This window comes from Nocardioides asiaticus (assembly GCF_040049175.1).
GTDB lineage: Bacteria > Actinomycetota > Actinomycetes > Propionibacteriales > Nocardioidaceae > Nocardioides > Nocardioides cheoyonin.
In genome coordinates this window covers 146,793-169,618 of sequence record NZ_JBDZDM010000002.1, presented here as the reverse complement: position 1 = coordinate 169,618, position 22,826 = coordinate 146,793, and the positions used below count along the sequence as shown (strand labels likewise).

Here is a 22,826-nt window from a genome sequence, read left to right as displayed (position 1 = left end):
TGCCAGCAGTACTTCTGCCGATCCCCACCTCCCTTCTCGTTCGTACGCCCGGCGGGGCGACAGACAGTGAGGTCGACATGTCGAACGTGGCCCACCTCGAGGACGGTCCTCGAGTCCTCTCCATCTACGAGGGCTTCTTCGCCGGCGGCGCCCGGATCCTGCACACCGCGGTCGTCCGCGCGCTCGACGCCACCAGCAGTCAGCAGCACGCCGTCCTGAGCCTCAGCGATCGCGTACGCCGCGAGTTCACCGCGCAGGCGATCACCGAGGACACCTCCTACCGTCGTCTGGTCACCGCCGGCGTCCCCGTCGAGGCGCTGCGGCGGATGCCCACCGACCGGCTCGGCCCGCGCCACCTGCGCCAGCTCGAGCAGGCGGTGGCGCGGGCCGACGTACTCCTCTCGCTCAAGGAGCAGCCGCTCACCGCCCTCGCCCGCGTCGGCACCGGCGGCGCCCCACTCCTGGTCTGCCTGCACCGCTCCGACCCCGAGCACCAGGGGCCCGGCGTCGAGGCGCTCGTGGCGCTGCACGAGGCCGGCCTGCTCACCGCGGCGGTCTGCTGCGCGCACAGCACGCAGGAGGCGTACCACCGCGCCACCGGGATCCCGCTCGACCAGCTGCCTGTGATCCAGAACGGCGTGGACGTCTACCGGTTCCGTCCGGATCCGCGGGCCCGGAAGGACGTGCGCCGGCGGCTCGGCGCGCCGGAGGGGGCGCCCGTCGTCCTCATCGCCGCCCGGTTCGACGAGATGAAGAACATCCCGCTCTTCGTCCGCACGGCGCGCCGGTTCGTGGTCGAGCACCCCGACGCCCATCTGGTGATGTGCGGGGCCGGCATGACCCGCGGCAACGCCGCGCTCGAGGAGCTCCTCAGCAGCGAGCTCGGCCACTGGCCGGGCCTCGAGCGGCAGGTGCACGCCCTGGGGATCCAGTCGCAGATGGCGCCGCTCTACAACGCCGCCGACCTGGTCACGCTCACCTCGGCGTACGGCGAGGCCGCGCCGCTGTGCCTGCTCGAGGGGATGGCCAGCGGCGCGGTGCCGGTGACCACCGACGTCGGCGACGCCGCCCGCCTCGTCGGCGACCCGCGGCTGGTCGCCGACTCCGACCCGGACGCGCTGGCGACCGCGTGGTGTGAGGCGTACGCCCACCGCGGCGAGCACTCCGAGCGGATCGTGCGCCAGCGGCAGCGGCTCAGCGAGCAGCGCTGCTTCGACGCGTACGCCGGCCTGATCCGGGACGCCGCCGCCACGCCGACCCTGGGGCTCGCCGGCTGAGTTCGCGCGTCAGTCGGCCGCGGCCACTGCTTCGGCGTACGCCGCGGCGAGCCGCTCGACCACCGTCGGGCCGCTCTTGGGGCGAGGGATGCCGAGGTGGAGCTCGCGGAGCTCGTCCATGAAGTCCGCCCACATCTGCGGTCCGCCCTCGGAGAGCAGCTCGGCGCGCACGCGCAGCTCCGTGGTCGTCGGCCGGTGGCGGAGCCCCCACTCACCGAGCCGGGCGAAGACCGGGACGAGCTGGATGGAGGCCTCGGTCAGGCTGTAGGCGGCCCTGCGCCCGGGGCCGGCGTCCTCGCGGGTGAGCAGGCCGGAGGCGACGAGCCGCTTCAGCCGGTCGCTGAGGATGTTGGAGGCGATGCCCTCCTCGGAGCTGCTCAGCAGCTCCCGGAAGTAGCGCCTGTTGCCGAACATCACGTCGCGCAGCACCAAGAGGCTCCACGGATCGCCGAACGCCTCGACCGCCGCGTTGATCGGGCACCCCGAGCGCGGACTCGCCATCGCTCCTCCTCCCGCCAACTGCTTGCATCTTACTACCACCCGAGCCGATCACGCCGCGACGTACTCCGCCATCGCGTCCCGCAGCCACCGCTCGACGTAGGCGGTGAAGGAGGTCCGCGGAAGGATCCGGTACGCCGCCGGAGCGGTCTGCCACAGGACGACCGGGACCCGGGCGAGGGTGGCGGTCACGGCGTTGCCGGGGCCGAAGGCACGCGGGTGGAGGTCGACCGGGCAGCCCTTCTCGAGCACGTGACGGGCGTCCGGGCCGGAGAGCAGCAGGGAGGTCCGGTTGGCGGAGACGTCGACGATCAGACCGCGCTCGCCAGCGAGCAGCAGCCCGTCGAGGGCGGGGACCGCACCGTCCGAGACCACCAGCCACTCGTCCGGACCGAGCCAGAGGGCGGTGTGCGGGCCGGCCGTCGACGTCTCGCCGACGGCGGTGGGCAGGACGAGGCCGAAGGCCGCTCCCACCCGGTCGAAGGCGGGCGTCCCGGGAGGCACCCGCACCGAGGTATGGAAGGGCCGCGGCTCGGTCACGAGCTCAACCGTCACGGCGTGCTCCCTCCGGGTCGTAGAACACCGGCGAGGTCACCTCGACCTCGACCAGCCGGTCACCGACGACGGCGGCGACCGAGGAGCCGATCAGGTCGCGGCCGCCGGCGACCAGCGCGAGCCCGAACGGCCGGTCGAGCGTCGCCGAGTGGTAGCTCGAGGTGACCCAGCCGAGCATCGGCACCGGCGGCGTCAGATCAGCCCTGGCGGCGACCAGCTGCGTCCCCTCGACCAACCGCTCCGGCGGGAGGATGCCGACCAGGTGCTTGCGGTCCGGACGGGAGGTGTCCGGCCGGGAGAACGAGCGCTTGCCGATGAAGTCCTTCGTCGTCGAGACGATCCAGTCCATGCCGGCGTCCGCCGGCGTGACCGTCCCGTCGGTGTCCTGTCCGACGATGAGGAAGCCCTTCTCGGCGCGCAGGACGTGCATGGCCTCGGTGCCGTACGGCGTGATCCCCAGCTCCGACCCGGCCGCGAAGATCTCCTCCCACACGGCCCGGCCGTGCCGACCCGAGACGTTGACCTCGAAGGCGAGCTCGCCGGAGAACGAGATCCGGCAGATCCGCGCCGGCACCCCCGAGGCGAGGACCGTCTCGCGCCACGTCATGAACGGGAACGCCTCCTTCGAGACGTCCAGCGCCGGCGCCACCGCCGCGACCACCTCACGCGAGCGCGGGCCGACGACGGCGACGGTCGTCCACTGCTCGGTGACCGACGTACACGTCACGTCCAGCTCCGGCCACTCCGTCTGCAGCCACTCCTCCAGCCAGTCGAGCACGCCGGCGGCACCGCCGGTGGTGGTCGTCATGAAGTAGCGGTCGTCGGCGAGCCGCAGCGTGACGCCGTCGTCGAAGATCATCCCGTCGGGCTTGCACATGACGCCGTAGCGCGCCGAGCCGACCTTCAGCTTCGAGAAGCCGTTGGTGTAGATCCGGTCGAGGAAGACGCCCGCGTCGCGGCCGCGGATCTCGATCTTGCCGAGCGTCGAGGCGTCCTGCATCGCCACGCCGGTCCGGGCCGCGCGGCACTCCCGCGCGACCGCCTCGTCCATGGTCTCGAGGGTGCCGTCGGGCAACGGCTGCGGGTAGTACCACGGCCGCAGCCACTGCCCCACGATCTCGAAGGCCGCGCCGTGCTCCTCGTGCCAGCCGTGGACGGGCGTCGTCCGCTCGGGGTCGAAGAGCTCGCCGCGCTCACGTCCGGCGAGGGCGCCGAACGACACCGGGACGTACGGCGGCCGCTGGCTGCTCACCCCGATCTCGGCGACCTCGCGGCCGCTGAGCGCCGCGACGACGCCGGCGGTCACCAGCCCGGAGGTCTTGCCCTGGTCGCCGCCGGTCCCGACCGACGTGTAGCGCTTCACGTGCTCCACGCTCGTCATGCCGGCGCCGAGCGCCTTCGCCACGTCGGCGACGGTCTGGTCGCGCTGCAGGTCGACGAACGCCTCGGCGTACGCGTCCTCCTCGGCGAGCAGCCACACCGGCGAGATCTCGTACGACGCGGCCGCGCGGCTGTCGGCCCGGAACGTCGGCGCCTCCACGGGGAAGCCGGCGGTGCTCGCGGCCGCCGCGCCCGCCCGGGCGCCCTCCCACAGGCAGCGGTCGAGGTCGAACGCCCCGTTGGCCGCGCCGACGATCTGCTGGCCCGTCACGGTGCCGTCGGGCACGAAGGTCGCCAGGCCCTCGTCCCACCGGGTCCCGCCCTGGCGGCCGGTCCACAGCTGGGTCACCGGGTTCCACCCGCCGGAGACGGCGAGGATCTCGCCGGGCCCCACCGCCCGTGGCTCCTCGGCGACCTCCACCTCGATCCCCGCCGCGCGCAGCTCGACGACGAGCGGGTCGGTGGAGGAGTTGTTGCTGAGCACCGTGACCCGCTCGCCGGGCACGACGGCCCACCGGTGCAGGTAGGTCCGCACCGCGCTCGCCAGCATCACACCGGGCGCGTCGTTGCCCGGGAAGACGAGCGGCCGCTCCACGGCGCCCGTCGCCAGCACCACCTGCTTCGCGCGGACGTGGTGGATCCGGGTGCCGCCGTCGCGCTGCTCGAGCGCGAGCACGTAGTTGTGGTCGTACGACCCGAAGGCCGGCGTACGCCGCAGCACCGTCACCTCGGGCAGGGCGTCGAGCTCGGCGGCGACGATCCCGACCCAGTCGAGCGCCGCCATCCCCTCGATCTCGTCGCCCCCCGCGCCGAGCAGCGAGCCGCCGGGCTCGGGCTGGTCGTCGACGAGGGTGACCCGCGCACCCGACCGGCCGGCGACGAGCGCGGCTGCCAGGCCGGCCGGCCCGGCGCCGACGACGAGCACGTCGGCGTGGGCGAAGTACTTGTCGTGCACGCCCTCCTCGCCCTCGGTCAGCACCCCCAGCCCGGAGAGCAGCGAGACCGACATCCCGTCGGTGACGTACGTCGTCGTGGCCAGCGCCGCGCCGTCGCCGCCGTCGACCCGGATGAGCGCGTTCGGCTCCTCGACCCCCGCGGAGAAGATCCCGCGCGGACGGCCGAGGTAGATCGAGTCGCCCACCCGGACCCGTCCCGCGGCGAGCAGCGCGGAGGCGACGGTGTCGCCGGCGTACGCCTCGTACGGCTCGCCGTCGACGGTGAACCTCAGCGTCCGCGACCGGTCGATCCGGCCGCCCCCGGGCAGCCTCATGCGTCGGCTCCGACGTAGGTCTCCACGACCTCGTAGGTCACGGTGTCGCGCACCGCGTTGAACCACTTCCGGCAGCCGCCGGAGTGCACCCACCGCTCGCGGAAGAGGCCCTTGGGGTTGTCGCGGTAGAAGAGGTACGCCGCCCACTCCTCATCGCTCAGCGCCGACGGGTCCTCGGGGTAGGCGACGTGCGCCTGGCCGCCGTAGTGGTACTCGGTCTCGTCCCGCGGCCCGCACCACGGGCAGGAGATCAGCAGCATGTCGTCCTCTCCGTGATCATCAGTGCGCCACCGCCGCGGCGCCGTGCTCGTCGATCAACGCCCCGGTCACGAACCGCTCCAGCCCGAACGGGCGGCCGAGCTCGTGCGGCTCCCCCGTCGCCATCAGGTGCGCCAACGTCTCGCCGGCGGCCGGCGTGGCCTTGAAGCCGCCGGTGCCCCAGCCGCAGGTGACGTACATGCCCTCCACCGGCGTCGCCGAGATCACCGGCGAGGCGTCGAGGGTGACGTCGACGATGCCTCCCCAGGTGCGCAGCAGCCGGGCCCGGGCGAAGATCGGGAAGAGCTCGACCGCGGCCGCCATCTGGTGCTCGATGACGTGGAAGGAGCCGCGCTGGCCGTAGCCGTTGTAGGTGTCGACGCCGGCGCCCATCACCAGCTCGCCCTTGTGGGCCTGGGAGACGTAGACGTGCACGTGGTTGGACATGACCACGGTCGGGTGGACCGGCTCGTAGAGCTCGGAGACCAGCGCCTGCAGCGGGTGCGACTGCACCGGCAGCCGGAAGCCGGCCCGCTCGGCCAGCACGCTCGAGTGGCCCGCGCCCGCCAGCCCGACAACCTCGGTCGCGATCCGTCCGCGCGTGGTCTCGACCGCGACGACCCGGGAGCCATCGAGCTCGAAGCCGGTCACCTCGCAGTTCTGGATCAGGTCGATCCCCATCGCGTCGCACGCCCGCGCGAACGCCCAGGCGACGTGGTCGTGCTTCGCGATGCCGGCGCGCGGCTGGTACGTCGCGCCGAGGACCGGGTAGCGCACGTCCTGCGACACGTTGACGATCGGGCAGACCTTCGCGACCTCCTCGGCGCTCAGCCACTCCGCGTCGACGCCGTTGAGCCGGTTGGCCTCGACCCGCCTGACCGACTCGCGTACGTCGGCCGCGGTGTGCGCCAGGTTGAGCACCCCGCGCTGGCTGAAGAGGAAGTCGTAGTCGAGCTCCTCGGGCAGCCCCTCCCACAGCTTCAGCGCGCGCTCGTAGATCGCGGCGCTCTCGTCCCACAGGTAGTTCGACCTGATGATGGTCGTGTTGCGGGCCATGTTGCCGCCGGCGAGCCAGCCCTTCTCCAGCACGGCGATGTTGGTGAGGCCGTGGTTCCTCCCGAGGTAGTACGCCGTGGCCAGACCGTGCCCGCCCCCGCCGACCACCACGGCGTCGTACGACGCCTTCGGCTCGGGGTTGCGCCACAGGAAGTCGGGGTGCTCGCCGGGGTTGACGCGAGGCATCAGCGGACGGCCTCGCTCGCCCAGGCCTGGAACTCGGCGATGTGGTGCTCGCTCGGGACCAGCACGCCGCCCTCGGCGAACGCCTGCGAGTCGGTGGCCCGCTGGCAGAGCTCGCAGGCCTCGAAGTCCTGCCGGTTGACCAGGTCGAAGAGCTCGACCGACTTGCTGAGGTCGCGGCCGGACGCGACCACCTCGGGCAGGTAGAGCCAGTCGCACTCGACGATCGTGCGGTCGGGGGCGACGGGGAACATCCGGTGCAGGATCACGTGGTCAGGGACGAGGTTGACGAAGACGTTGGGCCTGATGGTGACAGCGTAGTAGCGCCGGTCCTGGTCGTCGGTGACGCCGGGGATCCGGTCGAGCCCGGCGGACCCGTCGACGGTGAAGCCCTCGACGCCCTCGCCGAACTCGGCGCCGTGGCCGACGAAGTACTGCGCGGCGTACCCGTCGGCGAACTCGGGCAGCACCGCGGTCAGCTCCGGGTGGATCGTCGCGCAGTGGTAGCACTCCATGAAGTTCTCGACGATGAGCTTCCAGTTGGCCTTCACGTCGTACGTGATCCGGCGGCCCAGCTCGAGGCCCTCGACGCCGTAGTGCTCGATCGAGTCCAGGTCGCCGAGCCGCGAGCGTACGGCGCCCATGACCGTCTCCTCGAAGCTCGGCGCCTCGCTGGCGACGCAGACCCAGACGTAGCCGAGCCACTCGCGCACGTGCGCCTTGCGCAGGCCGTACTGGTCGCGGCCGACGTCGGGCATCTTCGTCAGGTTGGGGGCGGCCAGCAGCCGGCCGTCGAGGTCGTAGGTCCAGGCGTGGTAGGAGCACTGGAACGCCCTGGCCTCGCCCGACTCCGTCGGGCAGACGGTCGCGCCGCGGTGCCGGCAGACGTTGAAGAAGGCGCGCGCCTCGCCCTTGCGGTTGCGGCTGACGACGAGGCTCTCGCGTCCGACCGTGACGGTCTTGTACTGCCCCGGCCGGGCGATCTCGGCGGAGCGGACCGCGCAGATCCACATCTGCTCGAAGATCCGCTCCTGCTCGCGGGCGAAGAGCACCGGGTCGGAGTACGCCGACCCCGGCAGCGTCCGCACCAGGCTCTCCGAGACCCGCAGCTCCTCGGGGATCGGCCGGATGTCGGCGAGCTGGACGGCCTCCTCGGCGGCCTCGAGCGACTCGTAGGAGTCGAACGACTCGAGCGCGCTCATCGCCGCACCCCCGGGACTCGGTGGTCGAGCCTGTCGAGGCCGCTCCTCGTCGGACGCATCATCGCCGCACCCCCGGAGGCAGGTTCGGCTCCTCGTCCGACAGGGCCACGTAGATCATGTCGTCCTCCACCCGGACGGCGTGGGTGCGGACCGGCCTGGTCGCGGGCAGCGCGTCGACCTCGCCCGTGCGCAGGTCGAACCTCGACCCGTGCAGGGGGCACTCGATCTCGCAGCCCTCCAGCCAGCCGTCGGCGAGCGAGGCGTCCTGGTGGGTGCAGGTGTCGTCGATGGCGTACACCTCGTCGTCGTCGGTGCGGAACACGGCGATGGGTACGTCGCCCTCGGGCTCGACCCGGATCGCCTCGCCCAGGGCCAGCTGGGAGAGGGGGCACACAGGGATCATGCTTACGACCTCAGCTTGGACATCGAAGGGTCTACGAGAACGTCGTCGGCGACGGTGGCGGCGACCCGGGTGTCGAAGTAGGTGATCTCCACCGGCGTACCGGCGGCGGCGAGCTCGGCGGGGAGCCAGGCATAGGCGACCCCGCGGCCCACGGTGTAGCCGTAGGCGGCGCTGGTGACGTAGCCGACCGTCGTCCCTCCGGCGAGGACGGGCTCCTTGCCCATGACGACCTTCGCGGGGTCGTCGAGGGTGAGGGTGACGAGCCGGCGGGTGACCTGCTCCTGACGGCGTACGACGGCGTCGCGGCCGATGAAGTCGCCCGAGTCGAGCTTCACGGCGAATCCGAGCCCGGCCTCCCACGGGTCGTGCTCGAAGGTCATGTCGGCCCCGAAGCTGCGGTAGCCCTTCTCCAGCCGGAGGCTGTTGAACGCCCCGCGGCCGGCCGCGACCAGGCCGTGGTCCTGCCCGGCGGCCCAGATCGTGTCCCACAGCCGCAGACCGAACTCCGCGCTGGTGTAGAGCTCCCAGCCGAGCTCGCCGACGTACGACAGCCGGAGCGCGGTCACCGGCACGTTGCCGACGTGCAGCCCGGCGGCCCGGAAGTAGCGCAGCCCGTCGTTCGAGAGGTCGATGTCGGCCAGCGGCTGGAGCACGTCGCGGGCCTGCGGGCCCCACAGCCCGAGGCAGCAGGTGCCGCCGGTGATGTCGCGGACCTGGACGGTGCCGTCGGCGGGGAGGTGGCGGCGCAGCCAGGCGAGGTCGGCGTTGCCGTTGGCGCCGACCTGGAAGCGGTCCTCCGCGAGGCGCGCGACGGTGACGTCGCTGCGGATGCCGCCGTCCGGGTTGAGGAGCAGGCAGTACGTCACCGAGCCGACCGACTTGTCCACGTTGCCGGTCACCATCCGCTGCAGGAACGCGGCCGCGCCCGGGCCGGTCACCTCCAGCCGCTTGAGCGCGGTCATGTCGTAGACCGCTACCGCCTCGCGCGTCGCCCGGGCCTCGGCCGCCACCGTCGGGGACCAGTAGCGCGCCGCCCACGGGTCCGGGGTGAACACGGTTCCGGACCTCGAGCCTGTCGAAACGTCGGTGCGAGGGTCGTTGGCGGCGTACCACTGCGGCCGCTCCCAGCCGCTCGCCTCGAGGAAGACGCCGCCGAGCTCCCGCTCGCGGACGTAGAACGGCGAGGTGCGCAGCGGGCGCGGGTGCTCCATCGGCTGGAGCGGGTGGATGATGTCGTAGACCTCGTCGAAGCTGGTGCAGTTGCGCTCGACGACGTACGCCGGGTCGAGCTGGTACTCCTCGAAGCGGTCGAGCTCGCAGCCGCTGAGGTCGTAGGACGACGCCCCGTCGACGAGCAGCTCGGCGACGGCCCTGCCGACCCCCGCGGAGTGGGTGACCCAGACCGCCTCGGCGACCCAGAAGCCGGCGACGTCCGGCGACTCCCCGATCAGCGGCATGCCGTCGGGGGTGAAGGAGAAGACGCCGTTGATCGCGTCGGTCAGCTCGACGTCCTCGGTGGCCGGGAGGACGCGGTGGGTCTCCTCCCACGACGGCGCGAAGTCCTCGGGCGTGAACTCGAGGACCGAGGGCATCCCGCCCTTCGTCTTGGCGGCCTCGTCGACCGGGAGCAGGTCGTGGGCGTCGATCGGCATGGCGCGGTGGCGGTACGTGCCGACGCCGAGGCCGTCGTAGCGCTCCCGGTAGTAGAGGTCGGCGTCCTGGTGGCGCAGCAGCGGCGAGACCGCCTCCTCCGCGCGACCCTCCAGGCCCGGCACGGTGCCGGTCCAGGCGAGCTGGTGGGCCATCGGGGTCTGCGGGAGGCGGAGCCCGACCAGCCCGGCGACCTTGGGGCCCCAGATGCCGGCGCAGCACACGACGACGTCGGCGGGGATGTCGCCGTCAGTGGTGCGTACGCCGACGGCCGACCCGTCCTCGACCAGGATCTCGAGCACCTCCGTGCGCGGCCGCAGCTCGACCCCGCGGTCCTGTGCTCGCTCGAGCTGGGCCGCGACGCCGCGGATCGCCTTCGCGATCCCGTCCGTCGGGACGTAGAGCCCGCCGAAGACGGTCGCCGGGTCGAGCAGCGGGAAGAGCTTGGCGCACTGCTCCGGGTCGACGATCTCCGCCTCGATGCCCCACGCGGTGACCCAGCCGTGGCGGCGGTGCAGCTCGGCGAGGCGCTCGGGCGTCGTCGCGATCTCGAGGCCGCCGACCTGGAGGAAGCACGGCTCGCCGTCGTACGACAGCCCCATCAGCTTCTCGACGGTGTAGCGCGCCATCTGGGTCATCGTCTTCGAGCTGTTGGTCTGGAAGACCAGGCCGGGCGCGTGCGACGACGAGCCGCCGGTGACCGGGATGTCCCCCTGGTCCACCACGACGACGTCGTCCCAGCCGCGCTCGGACAGCTCGTCGGCGAGCGCGGCACCGACCACGCCCGCCCCGATGATGACGGTCCGCCTGCCGACCATCGGCAACCCTCCTGCAACGTCCACTTTGTTGCGCATCCTGAGATTGCGTGCAACATGTGCAACTCTGCTGATCGGCCTCGGGGCGGGTCAAGAGGCGCGCCGTCGATTTTCGAGACTGTTACGTGGATTTACATGGCCGACCCTCGGGCGATCCCTGCGGGCACCCCCGGCGGACTTCCGCGAACGACCCGACCCCCTACAGTGGTCGCATCGCCATGAGCACAAGAGTGCACCATCCGCAACAGCCCGCCACGGGCTGGCAACCGGGAAGGGAAGCCTGATGGCCACCACCGACTCCGGCAATGGCTCGGGAGGCCTGCAGTCGGTCGATCGCGCACTCCAGGTCCTGGAGCTGCTCGCCAGCTGGGGCGAGGGCGGCGTGAGCGAGCTCGCCGCCGAGCTCGGCGTCCACAAGTCCACCGCGTTCCGGCTCCTGGGAGCGCTCGAGGCCCGCGAGCTGGTCGAGCAGACCGAGGACCGGGGGAAGTACCGCCTCGGCTTCGGCCTCGTCCGGCTCGCCGGCGCGACCTCGGGCCAGCTCGACCTCACCAAGCAGTCGGTGCCGGTGACCGAGCCGCTCGCCGCCGAGCTCGGCGAGACGGTCAACGTCGCGGTGCTGCGGGAGCAGTACGCCGTCAACGTCCACCAGGCGCTCAGCGGCTCCACGGTCGCTGCGATGAACTGGGTCGGCAGGCTGACGCCGCTCCACGCCACCTCCAGCGGCAAGGTCCTCCTCGCCGGCCTCGACGCGACGACCCGCGAGGAGCTCCTCGCCGCCGTCGGGCTCGAGGCGGTGACCCCCGCGACGGTCACCGACCCGGACGCCCTCGAGCGGGAGCTCAAGATCGTCGCCGACACCGGCTATGCAACGGCGTACGGCGAGCTCGAGGAGGGCCTCAACGCCATCGCCGTCCCGATCCTCGGCGCCGCCGGCGAGACGATCGCGGCGCTCAGCGCGTCCGGCCCGGCGTTCCGCTTCACGCCAGAGCGGATCCGAGACGTGACCCCGGTCGTCGTCGCGGCCGGGCAGGAGCTGAGCCGCCGGGTCGGCCACCTGGGCTGACCCGGCGGCGCCGGCTCACTTCCCGATCCAGGCCTTCACCTGGTCGGGGTGGGCGTCGACCCACTTCTTGGCCGCGTCCTCGGGGTCCATCTTGTCCACGGCGATCCACTTGGCGACCTGGTTCTGGTCGTCGTTGGTCCACTTGAAGTTCTTGACCAGCGTGTAGGCCGGGCTGCCCGAGTCGGCGAACTTCGTCGAGACGATCTTGTTCAGCGTGTAGGCCGGATAGTCGCAGTCGACCTTCTCCGGGTCGGCGTCGCAGCCCTCCTTGTAGGGCGGCAGCTTCACGTGCACCAGCGGCACCTCGGAGAAGAACCAGTGCGGCTCGTAGAAGTAGCCGATCAGCGGGGTCTTGTTCTTCTCCGCCTGCCGGAACGCCTGCACCAGCGCGGCCTCGCTGCCGGCGTACACCACCTGGTAGTCGAGGTCGAGGTTCTTCACCAGCGCCTCGTCGTTGGTGACGTACGACGGGTCGCCGTCGAGCAGCTGGCCCTTGCCGCCGGACTCGCTGGTCTTGAACAGGTCGGCGTACTTGTTGAGGTTCTTCCAGTTGGTGATGTCGGGGTACTTCTTCGCCATCCACGGCGGGACGTACCAGCCGATGACGCCCTTGTTGCCGTCCGGGCCGGCGTCCTCGGCGACCTTCTGCTCGTCGATGTAGCGCTTGACGAGGTCGGGGTGGCCCCAGTTCTCGATGATCGCGTCGACGTCGCCGCTCTGGAACCCCTGCCAGGACACCTCCTCCTTGAGGTTCTTGTACTTCACGTCGCAGCCGAGCTCGGTCTTCGCGATGTAGCCGACGACGTGGATGCTGGCCTCGTAGCCGACCCACGGGTTGACCGCGAGGTTGACGGTCCCGCACGAGCTCGAGCCTCCTCCGGCCGAGTCGTCCGAGATCTTCCCGCCGCCACAGCCGGCCAGCGCGAGCGCCACGACGCCCGCGACGGCCGAGAGCAACCAGCGCTTGCCGGTCCTGGGTGTTGCCACGTGTCCTCCTTGGGATGGTGCCCGGATGGGCCTGATGAGCCGAGAGCCTGGGTCAGCCACGGCCGAAGCGCGCGGCCGTGTGCTTGGCGGTGCGGTCGAGCATCACGCCGATCGCGGTGATGGCGATGCCGGCGGCGAGCCCCTTGCCGAAGAGCTCGCCCTGGGAGAAGCCCGACACCACGAGGTAGCCGAGGCCGCCACCGCCGACGAGGCCGCCGACGACGACCATCGACAGCACGTAGAGCAGGCCCTGGTTGGCCGCGAGCACGACCGCCCCGCGGGCGATCGGGAGCTGGACCTTGCGGATCATCTGCCACTTGGTGACGCCCAGCGACTCGGCCGCCTCGACCGACACCGCGGTCACCCCGCGGATGCCGTCGGCGACGAGCTTGGTGGCGATCGGTACGCCGTACGCGAGCGCCGCGACGACCGCGGTGAAGCGGGTCGGGCCGAAGAGCGCGAGCGCGGGGACGAGGTAGACGAACGGCGGGATCGTCTGGAGCGCGTCGAGGATCGGCCGCAGGATCCTGTCGACCAGCCGGTTGCGCCCCATCCAGACCCCGACGACCACCGCGGCGATCACGACGAGGAGCGTCGCGACCAGGGTGGTGGTCAGCGTGACCATCGAGTCGTGCCACAGCCCGGTGCCGAGGATGACCGCCTCGCACACGACGGTCACGGCGAGCGGCCGCCAGCCGCCGAGCACCCACGACAGCGCCGCGAACGCCACGGCCGAGAGCCACCACGGCGACTCGGCGAGGACGTCCTGGAGCGGGTTGATCAGGATGTCGGTGATGCGGTTCTTGAACCACTCGGTGATGGTGTCGAAGGTGTCGACGACCCAGTTCGTGGCGCTGGTGACGGCGTCCGAGAGCGGGGAGCCGAGGTCGGGCGAGCTCGGGAAGCGGGCGAAGTCGAGATAGCTGTGGGACAGGTAGAGCGCCACCACCACGGCCACTGCTCCGAGCCCGAGCACCAGGCGGCGTACGACGACCGCGCGGCTGCTCACCCGGCCGCGGGCCGCCAGCTCGGCCCGCTCGCTGGCCGCCGTCGTCGTACGGTCCAGCATGATCGCCATGATCACGATCGCCAGTCCGCTGACGAACGCGGTCCCGATGTCGAGCGACTGCAGGGCCTGCAGCACCGGGGCTCCGAGGCCGGGCGCGTTGATCAGGGTCACGATGGTGGCCATCGCGAGGGCGGCCATCGTGCACTGGTTGATCCCGACGACGATCGTGCGGCGGGCCATCGGCAGCTGGACCTTGCGCAGCCGCTGCCAGCGGGTGCTGCCGAGCGACTCGCTCGCCTCGAGGCTGGACGGGTCGACGGTCGCGATGCCGTGGGCGGCGATCCTGACCAGGGTCGGGAGGGCGTAGATGACGGTGGTGATGATCGCCGCGGCCGGACCGATCCCGAAGAAGAGGGCGAGCGGGGCGAGGTAGGCGAACGCCGGCAGCGTCTGGGCGAGGTCGAGCACCGGTGTGAACACGGCAGAGACCCGCTTGCTGCCCGCCATCCACACGCCGAGCGGGAGGCCGATCACGATGCTCACCAGCACCGAGAGTCCGGTGACGATCAGCGTGTCGATGCTCTCGCTCCAGTAGCCGAGGAAGCCGAAGAGCAGCATCGCGACGAGGACCAGCAGTCCCGAGGCCCAGCCGGCGACGGCGTACGCGATCCAGACCGCGAGCGCGACGACGCCGAGCCAGCCGATCTGCGGTGTCGGCCGGTCCGCGGGGGCCTCGCTGAGGAGCTCCTGCACCCAGGTGACGGCCGAGTCGATCCGGTCGGTGATCGTGCCGAGGATGCCGTGGAAGAACCAGTTGTCGGTGCGCGCGGCCTCGATGTCGTCGCGCAGGTCGTTGAGCCAGCGGTGGAAGCCGGTGGTCTCGGCGCCGCCGAGGGTGAGGGTGTGGTGGTTCTTCAGGATCGCCCAGCCGACGACCCAGAGCACGACGATCGCGAGCGCGATCCAGCGCTTGCGCCCGGGCAGCCGGAACCTCCGCGACGGGGCGAGCGAGCCGGTGGCCGTGGTGCTCATGCCGCCGCCTCCGTGGAAGAGGCCCAACGATACGAAGGCGGCGGCCTGAGAAACCCGATGATCGCTCGCTGGCGCTCGCTCATGAGGGAGTCTCCTCCGCCACGACGACCCGGAGGATCTCCTCGTCGTCGACCAGCCCGAGGACGAGGTCGTCCTCGTCGACCACGCGGACGGGACCGTTGGCGGAGAGGACCGCCTGCGCGGCGTCCTTGACCACTGTGTCGGCCGGCAGGACCGGCCCGTCGAGCGGCTCGCCGTCGCGCGCGGGCCGGGCGATGTAGCGCAGGGTCAGCACGTGGGAGCGGGGCACCTCGGAGGTGAAGTCGCGGACGTAGTCGTCGGCGGGGTTGGCGACGATCTCCGCCGCGCTGCCGATCTGGACGACCTCGCCGTCGCGCATGATGAGGATCCGGTCGCCGAGCTTGAGCGCCTCGGACAGGTCGTGGGTGATGAAGACCATCGTCTTGCCGACCTCGCGGTGGAGCCGGATGACCTCGTTCTGCATGTCCCGCCGGATCAGCGGGTCGAGCGCGGAGAACGGCTCGTCGAAGAGCATCAGCTCCGGGTCGGTGGCGAGCGCGCGGGCCAGCCCGACCCGCTGCTGCATGCCTCCGGACAGCTGGTCGGGGAAGGAGTCCTCGTAGCCCGTCAGCCCGACCAGGTCGACCATCTCCTGCGCCTTCGCGCGCCGGTCGGCCTTGCCGTCGCCGCGGATCTCGAGACCGAAGGCGATGTTGTCGATGACCTTGCGGTGGGGCATCAGCCCGAAGTGCTGGAACACCATGGCCACCTCCCGGCGGCGCAGGTCGCGGAGCCGGGTCTGCGGGGCACCCGTGATGGCCTCGCCGTTCATGGCCACGGTTCCGGCGGTCGGCTCGATAAGCCGGGTGAGCATCCGGACGAGGGTGGACTTCCCGGAGCCGGACAGGCCCATGACCACGAAGACCTCGCCGGGGGCGACGTCGAACGACACGTCGCGTACGGCGGCCACGCAGCCGGTCTTCTCCTGGAGCTCGCGGCGCGACAGCGACTCGTCGGGGGTGCCGAGGATCTTGTCGGCCCTGGGGCCGAAGATCTTCCACAGCGAGTCGACGGTCAGCGCGGGCTCGCCGGCCGGGGCGGCGGGCGGCGCGGGCTTCGTCGCCGCCGCGGTCGCGGTCTTCTCGGTCTCGGGGGTGGCGCTCATGGATCAGGCCTCTCCGGTGGTCTCGACGGGCTCGACCGCCGTGTTGCGCGGGTCGCCCGGCGGATAGAGCGGGGTCCCGTCGCGGTGGCGGTAGTACGGCACGTCCGCGGGTGCGAGCGGCGTGTTGCCGGCGATGAGGTCGGCGGCCTTCTCGGCGACCATCATCACCGGTGCGTAGATGTTGCCGTTCGTCACGAAGGGGAAGACGCTCGCGTCGACGACGCGGAGCCCCTCGGTGCCGTGCACCTTCATCGTGGTCGGGTCGGTCACCGACAGCTCGCCGGTGCCCATCGCCGCGGTGCAGCTCGGGTGGAGCGCGGTCTCGGCGTCGTTGCGGACCCACTCGAGGATCTCCTCGTCGGTCTCGACCGACGGCCCGGGCGAGAGCTCGCCGGCGTTGAACGGCTCGAACGCCGGCTGGGTCAGGATGTCGCGGGCCACGCGGACGGCCTCCACCCACTCGCGCCGGTCGTTGGGGGTGGAGAGGTAGTTGAACTGCATCGAGGGGTGTACGCCGGGGTCGGCGCTCCTGATCCGCACCCAGCCGCGGGTGTCGGCGTACATCGGGCCGATGTGGACCTGGTAGCCGTGGCCGCCGGCGGGCTGGGTCCCGTCGTACCTGATCGCGATGGGGAGGAAGTGGAACATCAGGTTCGGCCAGTCCACGTCCTCGTTGGAGCGGGCGAAGCCGCCGCCCTCGAAGTGGTTGGTGGCGCCGAGGCCGGTGCGGCCGAAGAGCCACTGCGCGGCGATCTTGGGCCGGTTGCGCAGCTTGAGGCCGTCGGAGATGGAGACCGGCAGCTTGGAGGCGTACTGGATGTAGACCTCGAGGTGGTCCTGGAGGTTCTCCCCGACGCCGGGGAGGTGGTGCACGACGGGTACGCCGTACTTGCGCAGCAGGGTCTCGTCGCCCACGCCGCTGAGCTGGAGCAGCTGTGGCGTGTTGATCGCGCCGCCGCAGCAGATCACCTCGCCGGCCGTCACCGTGTGGTGGCGGGCGGCACGGCCGACGCCGCGGGTGTAGTCGACCCCGACGGCGCGCTTGCCCTCGAACCGGATCCTCGTGGCGAACGCGAAGGTCTCGATGGTGAGGTTCTTCCGCCTCTTGACCGGGTGGAGGTACGCACGCGCGGCCGACCAACGGCGGCCGTTCTTGACGTTGCGGTCGAACGGCGCGAAGCCCTCCTGGCGGTAGCCGTTGACGTCGTCGGTCAGCGGGTAGCCCGCCTGCTGGACGGCCTCGAAGAACGCACCGAACAGCGGGTTGTCGGCCCTGCCGCGCTCGAGGTGGAGCGGCCCGGAGCCGCCGCGCCAGCGGTCGGCGCCCGAGCTGCCGTCGGCGAGGAAGCGGGACTCCATCCGCTTGAAGTACGGCAGGCAGTGCAGGTAGTCCCAGCTCTCCATCCCCGGCTCGGCCGCCCAGCGCTCGTAGTCGAGCGGGTTGCCGCGCTGGAAGATCATGCCGTTGATCGACGACGACCCGCCGAGCAGCTTGCCGCGCGCGTGGTAGATCCGGCGGCCGTTCATGTGCGGCTCCGGGTCGGTCTCGTACTTCCAGTCGTAGAGCCGGCTGCCGATCGGGTAGGTCAGCGCGGCCGGCATGTGGACGAAGGGGTCGATCACGTAGTCGCCGTGGCCGGCCTCGAGCACGAGCACCGACGTGGACGGGTCGGCGCTCAGCCGGTTGGCCAGCACCGAGCCGGCGGACCCGCCGCCGACGATCACGTAGTCGTAGGTCTTCTCCACGCTTCTCCTGTCGTCACTCACCGAACCAGCGCCCCGGCGCCGGTGCGGTGTTCTGCCAGATGTGCTTGGTCTCGCGGTACTCGTCGAGGCCGGCGCGGCCGAGCTCGCGGCCGATGCCGGACTGCTTGTAGCCGCCCCACTCGGCCTGCGGCACGTAGGGGTGGTAGTCGTTGATCCACACGGTGCCGGCGCGCAGCGCTGAGGCGACCCGGGTGGCCCTGCCCTGGTCGCTGGTCCACACCGCGCCGGCGAGGCCGTAGATCGTGTCGTTGGCGATGTCGATCGCCTCCTGCTCGGTGCTGAAGGTCTCGACCGTGAGGACCGGTCCGAAGGACTCCTCGCGGGTCACCGTCATCGAGGCGGTGCAGCGGTCGAGGACCGTCGGCAGGAAGTAGTAGCCGTTCGCGAGCTCCGGGTCGTCGGGGCGGCGGCCGCCGCAGCGCAGCACGGCGCCCTCGGCGATCCCGGCGGCGACGTACGACTCGACCTTGTCGCGGTGGGCCTCGGAGGTGAGCGGGCCGGTCTCGGCCTTCTCGTCGAACGGTCCGCCGAGGCGGATCGCCCGCGCGCCCTCGACGAGCCCGTCGACGAACTCGTCGTGGATCGACTCCTCGATCAGCAACCGGGCGCCGGCGGAGCAGACCTGGCCGGAGTGGAGGAAGACGGCGGTCATCGCGAAGTCGAGCGCGGTCTCCAGGTCCGAGTCCGCGAAGACGATGTTGGGGTTCTTGCCGCCCAGTTCGAGGGCGATCCGCTTGACCGTGGACGAGGCGGCCGCCATCAGGTGCTTCCCCGTCGCGAGGCCGCCGGTGAAGGAGACCAGGTCGACGCGCGGGTCCTCGGCCAGCGGCGCACCGGCGGCCGGGCCGGCGCCGAGCACGAGGTTGGCGACCCCGGCGGGCAGGCCGGCCTCCTCGAGCAGCCGGACCAGGTGGATCGCCGTGTGTGGTGTCAGCTCGCTCGGCTTGAGGACGAAGGTGTTGCCGGCCGCGAGCGCGGGCGCGACCTTCCAGGCCGTCTGCAGCAGCGGGTAGTTCCACGGCGTGATCAGCCCACAGACGCCGACCGGCTCGTGGACGACCAGGGAGACGATCCCCTCGCGGCCGGTGTCGACGACCCGGCCGTTGTCCTCCGTCGCGGCATGGGAGTAGTGCCGGAAGACGGAGGCGACGTCGTCGACGTCGTACTCGCTCTCGACGTAGCGCTTCCCGGTGTCGAGCGACTCCGCCCGCGCGATCGCCGCCTTGTCGCGCTCGAGCAGGTCGGCGACCCTGCCGAGCAGGGCGCCACGCTCGGCCGCCGTCCAGGACCGCCACGGCCCGCCGTCGAATGCCTCCCGCGCCGCCCCGATCGCCGCCGCCGTGTCGGCGGCGTCGGCCTCGTCCACCTCGGCGACGCGAGTGCCGTCGGCCGGGCAGTGGATCGTACGGCGACCACCGGCCGCGGCGGATTGCCACCGCCCGCCGATGTACAGGTCAGCCATGCCGGTTCTCCCCGTTCTGTTGCTCATGCCGCAACACCGTGTGGGTTGCGCAACAGACTTGCCAGGGCACTGACACGCGTCAAGACCCCGGATGTCTCCAGACTGTTAACTCTTTTTTCGGCCGGGGACGCTAACAGGGCGTACGCCGAACGCCGCCGCACCGGGGGTGGGCCCCTGGTACGGCGGCGTTAGATCGGTCTCAGTCGGCGATCGGCCCGCTCAGTCGGCGGTCGGCACCGGCGGGGTGCCGTGGGTGTGGAAGGTCTCGATGGTCTTCAGGCCCCACGCCTGGCCCTTGGCGCGCTCGGCCTCGGTCCAGGTGACGACCTCCCAGTCGGGAGCGAGCACGAGCCGGGTGAGCGGGTTGCACAGCTCGATCCGGTTGCCGCCGGGCTCGTAGAGGTAGAGGAAGAAGGTCTGCTGGATGGCGTGCTTGTGCGGGCCGGTCTCGATGTGGACGCCGTTGTCGAGCGCCAGGTCGGCGGCCCGCAGGATGTCGTCACGCGAGTCGGGCGCGAATGCGATGTGGTGGAGCCGGCCGGTCGAGCCGGTCCAGTCGGCGGAGTAGACGACGTCGTACGACTTGTGGGTGAAGGTCGTCCAGCGCCCCGAGATCTCGCCGGTGTCGAGCTGGATCTGCTCGGTGGGCCGGGCACCCAGCGCCTGCTCCAGGAAGTCGGTGTTGGCGACGACGTTCTTGCCGAGGTAGTTGACGTGGTCGAGGCGGCGTACGCCGACCCCGCGGTTGGGCTTGGCCTGCGGCTGGTTCTTGAGGCCGGGCTTGAGCTCGTCGGGCGCCTGGTACCACTCGGTCTCGTAGTAGAGCGCGATCTTGTGGCCGTCCGGGTCGGTGGTGAGGTACGTCGGCCCGGTGCCGCCGACGCCGTCGGTCCACTCCCCGCTCATCCCGAACTCCTCGACCGCCTTCACCCGGCGGGTCAGCGCGTCCTCGCTGGAGGCGCGCAGCGCCATCTTCGCGATGCCGGAGGTCTCGTGGCCGGTGAGGATGAGACTGGTCTGCTCGTAGTTGTCCCAGGTCCGCAGGTAGACCGAGTCGCCCTCGCGCTTCGTCTCGGTCAGCCCGAGGAACTCGGTGAAGAACCAGACCGACTCGTCGAGCTTCGGGGTCAGCAGCTCGACGTGGCCGAGGTGGGCGATGTCGCCGAGGGGGTTGGGCATGGGTCAGCTCTCCTGATCGGTTCTGGCGGGGCCTGGGTAGACGGTGCCGTCCAGCAGCATCCGGGCGGTGCGTACGACGGCGGTGCGGACGACCCGGCCGTCCTGTGTCTCGACGTGCAGGTCGAGGAACCCGGTGGGGTGCTCGACGCGGACGAGGCCGCTCTCGGTGGTTGAGGAGGTTGCGCTAGCAGCCGTCTCGAAACCACCGGCACGCTCCGTCTGTGGTTTCGAGACAGGCGCTAGCGCGCCTTCCTCAATCACCGAAGCGGCCACCGTGCCGGGCAGCGCCGCGGCGGCCGCGACGGTGGCGGCTCCGAGGACGCCGACGGCCTGGTGGACGCGCACGGGGATGAAGCTGCGGGTGGAGATCGTCCCGCCCTCGGTCGGCGGCGAGACGAGCACGATCTTGGGGACGGTGGTGGCGTCGGGGTCGGGGTCGATCCCCAGCAGCGGCGAGGCGGCCGCGCGGATCTCGCGGACCCGGGCGGTGAGCTTCTCGTCGGCCTCGAGGTCGCGCGGGTCCTCCGTGCCGGTGGCGCCGAGGTCGCCGGCCCGCACGATGACCGACGGCATGCCGTTGTCGATGAGCGTCGCCTCGACACCGGCGATGTCGTCGACCAGGTTGCCGGTCGGGAGCAGCGGCTTGTCGCTCGGCGCGACCAGGATCTCGACCGGGGCCGCGGTGCCCGGGACGCCCGAGAGCTCGGTGTCGCCGTCGTACGTCACCTCACCGCCGGGGGTCTGGACGCGCAGGGTGGCGAGGCCGCCTGTGTTGACCATGCGCACGGCGACGTCGGTCACCCCGTCGTGCGCCGGCACCAGGCCGCGCTCGATCGCGAAGGGCCCGACGGCGGCGAGGATGTTGCCACAGGTCTGGGCATCGGTGACGACCGGCTGGTCGACGACGACCTGGAGGAAGAGGTAGTCGACGTCGACGCCGGTCTCGCCGGACGGCGAGATCACGCCGACCTTGCTGGTGAGCGGATGGGCGCCGCCGACGCCGTCGATCTGGCGCCGGTCCGGGCTGCCCATGATCCGCAGCAGCAGGTCGTCGCGCTCGGCCCTGTCGGCGGGCAGGTCGTCGGCGAGGAACAGCGCCCCCTTCGACGTACCTCCCCGCATCAGGGCGGTCCGCACGCCTGCCATCTACTCCTCCGGGTCCAGGTCGGCATGGGCGACGTACTCGACGCCCAGCTCCTTCAGGGTCGCGCGCAGGCCGTAGCGGTCCAACCCCAGTTCCCCCTGTCGGAAGGCCGCTCGCGTGGCGGCCTCCTTCTCGACCCGGGCCTGCGAGGCGGCGACGGCGTCCGTGACGCCGAGGCGGGGTACGACGACGACCCCGTCGTCGTCGGCGACGATGACGTCACCTGGTGCGATCCGCTGGCCGGCGATCACGACCGGGAGGTTGACGTGACCGGCGGTGGCCTTGACGGTGCCCTGGGCCGAGACGTGGCGCGACCAGGCGCCGAAGCCCATCTCGCGCAGCTCGCGGGTGTCGCGTACGCCGGCGTCGATCACGACCGCGCGGGTGCCGCGCCGGGCGAGCGCGGTCGCGAAGAGCTCGCCGAAGAAGCCGTGGGTCGCCGGGGCGGCCGTGGCGACCACGAGGACGTCGCCCTCGCCGCACTGCTCCACCGCCGCGTGGATCATCAGGTTGTCGCCCGGCCAGCACAGCGCCGTGACCGCGCTGCCGGCGATCGACAGGCCCTGCTGGCGGGCGACGATCTCGGGTCCGAGGCTGCCGGTGCGGCCCATCGCCTCGTGGACGGTCGCGACGCCGTACTCCGCCAGCTTCGCGATCTGCGCCGCGTCGGCCCGCGGGACGTCGGTGACGACGAGGTTCCTCATGACTCAGCCCAGCCGGTCGGTGGTCTGCGGGTAGAAGCGCATGTAGGCCTCGGCGTACGTGTTGCTCGGCAGGCCGAGGTTGGGGCCCGCGTTGCGCTTGAGCTGGACGCCGCGGCGGCGGCCGAGATCGGTGTAGTACTCCCACAGGTGCTTCTGCGCCGGCAGGCACTCCATCGCCTTGCGCTTGGTGTCCCACACCTCGGTGATGTCGAGGAGCACCTCCGGCTTGAAGCCGGACATCTCCGGCTGGTGCGGCTCGAAGGCGAACACCGGCGGCGCGCCCACCACGTCGCCCTCGGCCGGGTAGCCGATCGCGCCGGCGAGCACGCGCGCGTCGAGCGCCATCCGGGCGGCGGCGGGGTGGTCGCCGTTGTAGGGGTCCTCGAGCGTGTGGGTGAGCACCACGGTCGGCTGGGTCTCGCGGTAGAGCTCGATCAGCCGGTGCGTCAGCTCCTGGGACGCAACGAGCGGGTAGTCGCCGGCGTCGAAGAAGCGTACGTCGGCGCCCAGCGCCGACGCGGCCGCCTCCGCCTCCTCGCGGCGGCTGGCCTTGATCTCCTCCAGACCCTTACCGGCCCGCCACTCCGACGCGGACTCGCCGCGCTCGCCGAAGGTCAGGCAGGCGATCGTCGCCTTCTCCCCCCGCGCGGCCGCGAGCGCGATCGCGCCCCCGGCCCGCCAGACGAAGTCGCCCGCGTGGGCGGTGACGACCAGGGTGTGCTCCTCGGTCACTGCGGTTCCCC

Annotated in this window: 19 protein-coding genes; 2 read left to right on the top strand and 17 right to left on the bottom strand. The window is 71.6% G+C overall.

Annotated features, from left to right (window positions below; translation table 11 throughout):
- The first annotated feature begins 77 nt into the window (after nt 1–77).
- Nucleotides 78–1,277 carry a glycosyltransferase gene (locus ABLE53_RS06630; protein WP_348857961.1) on the top strand — a complete coding sequence of 400 codons (1,200 nt, stop codon included), beginning with the start codon at nt 78–80 and terminating at the stop codon, nt 1,275–1,277.
- Between the two features lie 9 nt (nt 1,278–1,286).
- Here the strand turns inward: ABLE53_RS06630 and ABLE53_RS06625 are convergent, their stop codons facing one another.
- The 8 genes from ABLE53_RS06625 to ABLE53_RS06590 are packed head-to-tail and all read right to left on the bottom strand — an operon-like array spanning nt 1,287 to nt 10,550.
- A complete protein-coding gene (locus ABLE53_RS06625) occupies nt 1,287–1,778 on the bottom strand; it encodes a winged helix-turn-helix transcriptional regulator (RefSeq protein WP_348857960.1) in 492 nt (163 codons plus the stop codon).
- A gap of 48 nt (nt 1,779–1,826) precedes the next feature.
- Nucleotides 1,827–2,330 (bottom strand): sarcosine oxidase subunit gamma, encoded by a 504-nt coding sequence (locus ABLE53_RS06620; protein WP_348857959.1) that lies wholly within the window; start codon nt 2,328–2,330, stop codon nt 1,827–1,829.
- Nucleotides 2,320–4,980: a 2Fe-2S iron-sulfur cluster-binding protein gene (locus tag ABLE53_RS06615; RefSeq protein ID WP_348857958.1), complete on the bottom strand. Its 2,661-nt coding sequence runs from the start codon at nt 4,978–4,980 to the stop codon at nt 2,320–2,322. The genes ABLE53_RS06620 and ABLE53_RS06615 overlap by 11 nt, the downstream gene beginning before the upstream one ends.
- Complete coding sequence (locus ABLE53_RS06610) at nt 4,977–5,240, bottom strand: sarcosine oxidase subunit delta (RefSeq protein ID WP_348857957.1); 264 nt, start codon at nt 5,238–5,240, stop codon at nt 4,977–4,979. The genes ABLE53_RS06615 and ABLE53_RS06610 overlap by 4 nt, the downstream gene beginning before the upstream one ends.
- 19 nt (nt 5,241–5,259) lie before the next feature.
- Entirely contained in the window at nt 5,260–6,480 is a 1,221-nt protein-coding gene (locus ABLE53_RS06605; protein WP_348857956.1) for a sarcosine oxidase subunit beta family protein, read from the bottom strand.
- Nucleotides 6,480–7,679, bottom strand: a complete 1,200-nt coding sequence (locus ABLE53_RS06600; RefSeq protein ID WP_348857955.1) for an aromatic ring-hydroxylating oxygenase subunit alpha — start codon at nt 7,677–7,679, stop codon at nt 6,480–6,482. Before ABLE53_RS06600 ends, ABLE53_RS06605 begins: the two co-directional genes overlap by 1 nt.
- A 58-nt stretch (nt 7,680–7,737) precedes the next feature.
- Entirely contained in the window at nt 7,738–8,082 is a 345-nt protein-coding gene (locus ABLE53_RS06595) for a bifunctional 3-phenylpropionate/cinnamic acid dioxygenase ferredoxin subunit (RefSeq protein WP_348857954.1), read from the bottom strand.
- A gap of 2 nt (nt 8,083–8,084) precedes the next feature.
- On the bottom strand, nt 8,085–10,550 hold the full coding sequence (locus tag ABLE53_RS06590) for a GcvT family protein (protein WP_348857953.1): 2,466 nt from the start codon (nt 10,548–10,550) through the stop codon (nt 8,085–8,087).
- 280 nt (nt 10,551–10,830) lie between these two features.
- Here ABLE53_RS06590 and ABLE53_RS06585 point away from each other — a divergent pair, with 280 nt between their 5' ends.
- On the top strand, nt 10,831–11,613 hold the full coding sequence (locus ABLE53_RS06585; RefSeq protein ID WP_348857952.1) for an IclR family transcriptional regulator: 783 nt from the start codon (nt 10,831–10,833) through the stop codon (nt 11,611–11,613).
- Between the two features lie 15 nt (nt 11,614–11,628).
- Here ABLE53_RS06585 and ABLE53_RS06580 read toward each other — a convergent pair whose 3' ends face one another.
- The 9 genes from ABLE53_RS06580 to ABLE53_RS06540 all read right to left on the bottom strand — a co-directional run bounded on the left by ABLE53_RS06580 (nt 11,629) and on the right by ABLE53_RS06540 (nt 22,815).
- Nucleotides 11,629–12,600: an ABC transporter substrate-binding protein gene (locus ABLE53_RS06580; protein ID WP_348857951.1), complete on the bottom strand. Its 972-nt coding sequence runs from the start codon at nt 12,598–12,600 to the stop codon at nt 11,629–11,631.
- A 52-nt stretch (nt 12,601–12,652) separates the two neighbouring features.
- Nucleotides 12,653–14,641: an ABC transporter permease subunit gene (locus tag ABLE53_RS06575; RefSeq protein WP_348857949.1), complete on the bottom strand. Its 1,989-nt coding sequence runs from the start codon at nt 14,639–14,641 to the stop codon at nt 12,653–12,655.
- Between the two features lie 79 nt (nt 14,642–14,720).
- Complete coding sequence (locus ABLE53_RS06570; RefSeq protein ID WP_348857947.1) at nt 14,721–15,827, bottom strand: quaternary amine ABC transporter ATP-binding protein; 1,107 nt, start codon at nt 15,825–15,827, stop codon at nt 14,721–14,723.
- 3 nt (nt 15,828–15,830) lie between these two features.
- Nucleotides 15,831–17,573 carry a choline dehydrogenase gene (gene betA, locus ABLE53_RS06565; RefSeq protein ID WP_348857945.1) on the bottom strand — a complete coding sequence of 581 codons (1,743 nt, stop codon included), beginning with the start codon at nt 17,571–17,573 and terminating at the stop codon, nt 15,831–15,833.
- A 13-nt stretch (nt 17,574–17,586) separates the two neighbouring features.
- Nucleotides 17,587–19,056, bottom strand: a complete 1,470-nt coding sequence (locus tag ABLE53_RS06560; RefSeq protein WP_348857944.1) for an aldehyde dehydrogenase family protein — start codon at nt 19,054–19,056, stop codon at nt 17,587–17,589.
- A 219-nt stretch (nt 19,057–19,275) separates the two neighbouring features.
- Nucleotides 19,276–20,235, bottom strand: coding sequence for a catechol 2,3-dioxygenase (locus ABLE53_RS06555; protein ID WP_348857943.1), 960 nt, complete (start codon nt 20,233–20,235; stop codon nt 19,276–19,278).
- 3 nt (nt 20,236–20,238) lie between these two features.
- On the bottom strand, nt 20,239–21,381 hold the full coding sequence (locus ABLE53_RS06550; protein ID WP_348857942.1) for a PrpF domain-containing protein: 1,143 nt from the start codon (nt 21,379–21,381) through the stop codon (nt 20,239–20,241).
- Complete coding sequence (locus tag ABLE53_RS06545; protein ID WP_348857941.1) at nt 21,382–22,083, bottom strand: 4-carboxy-4-hydroxy-2-oxoadipate aldolase/oxaloacetate decarboxylase; 702 nt, start codon at nt 22,081–22,083, stop codon at nt 21,382–21,384.
- 3 nt (nt 22,084–22,086) lie between these two features.
- A complete protein-coding gene (locus ABLE53_RS06540) occupies nt 22,087–22,815 on the bottom strand; it encodes a PIG-L deacetylase family protein (RefSeq protein WP_348857940.1) in 729 nt (242 codons plus the stop codon).
- Nucleotides 22,816–22,826 lie beyond the last annotated feature (11 nt).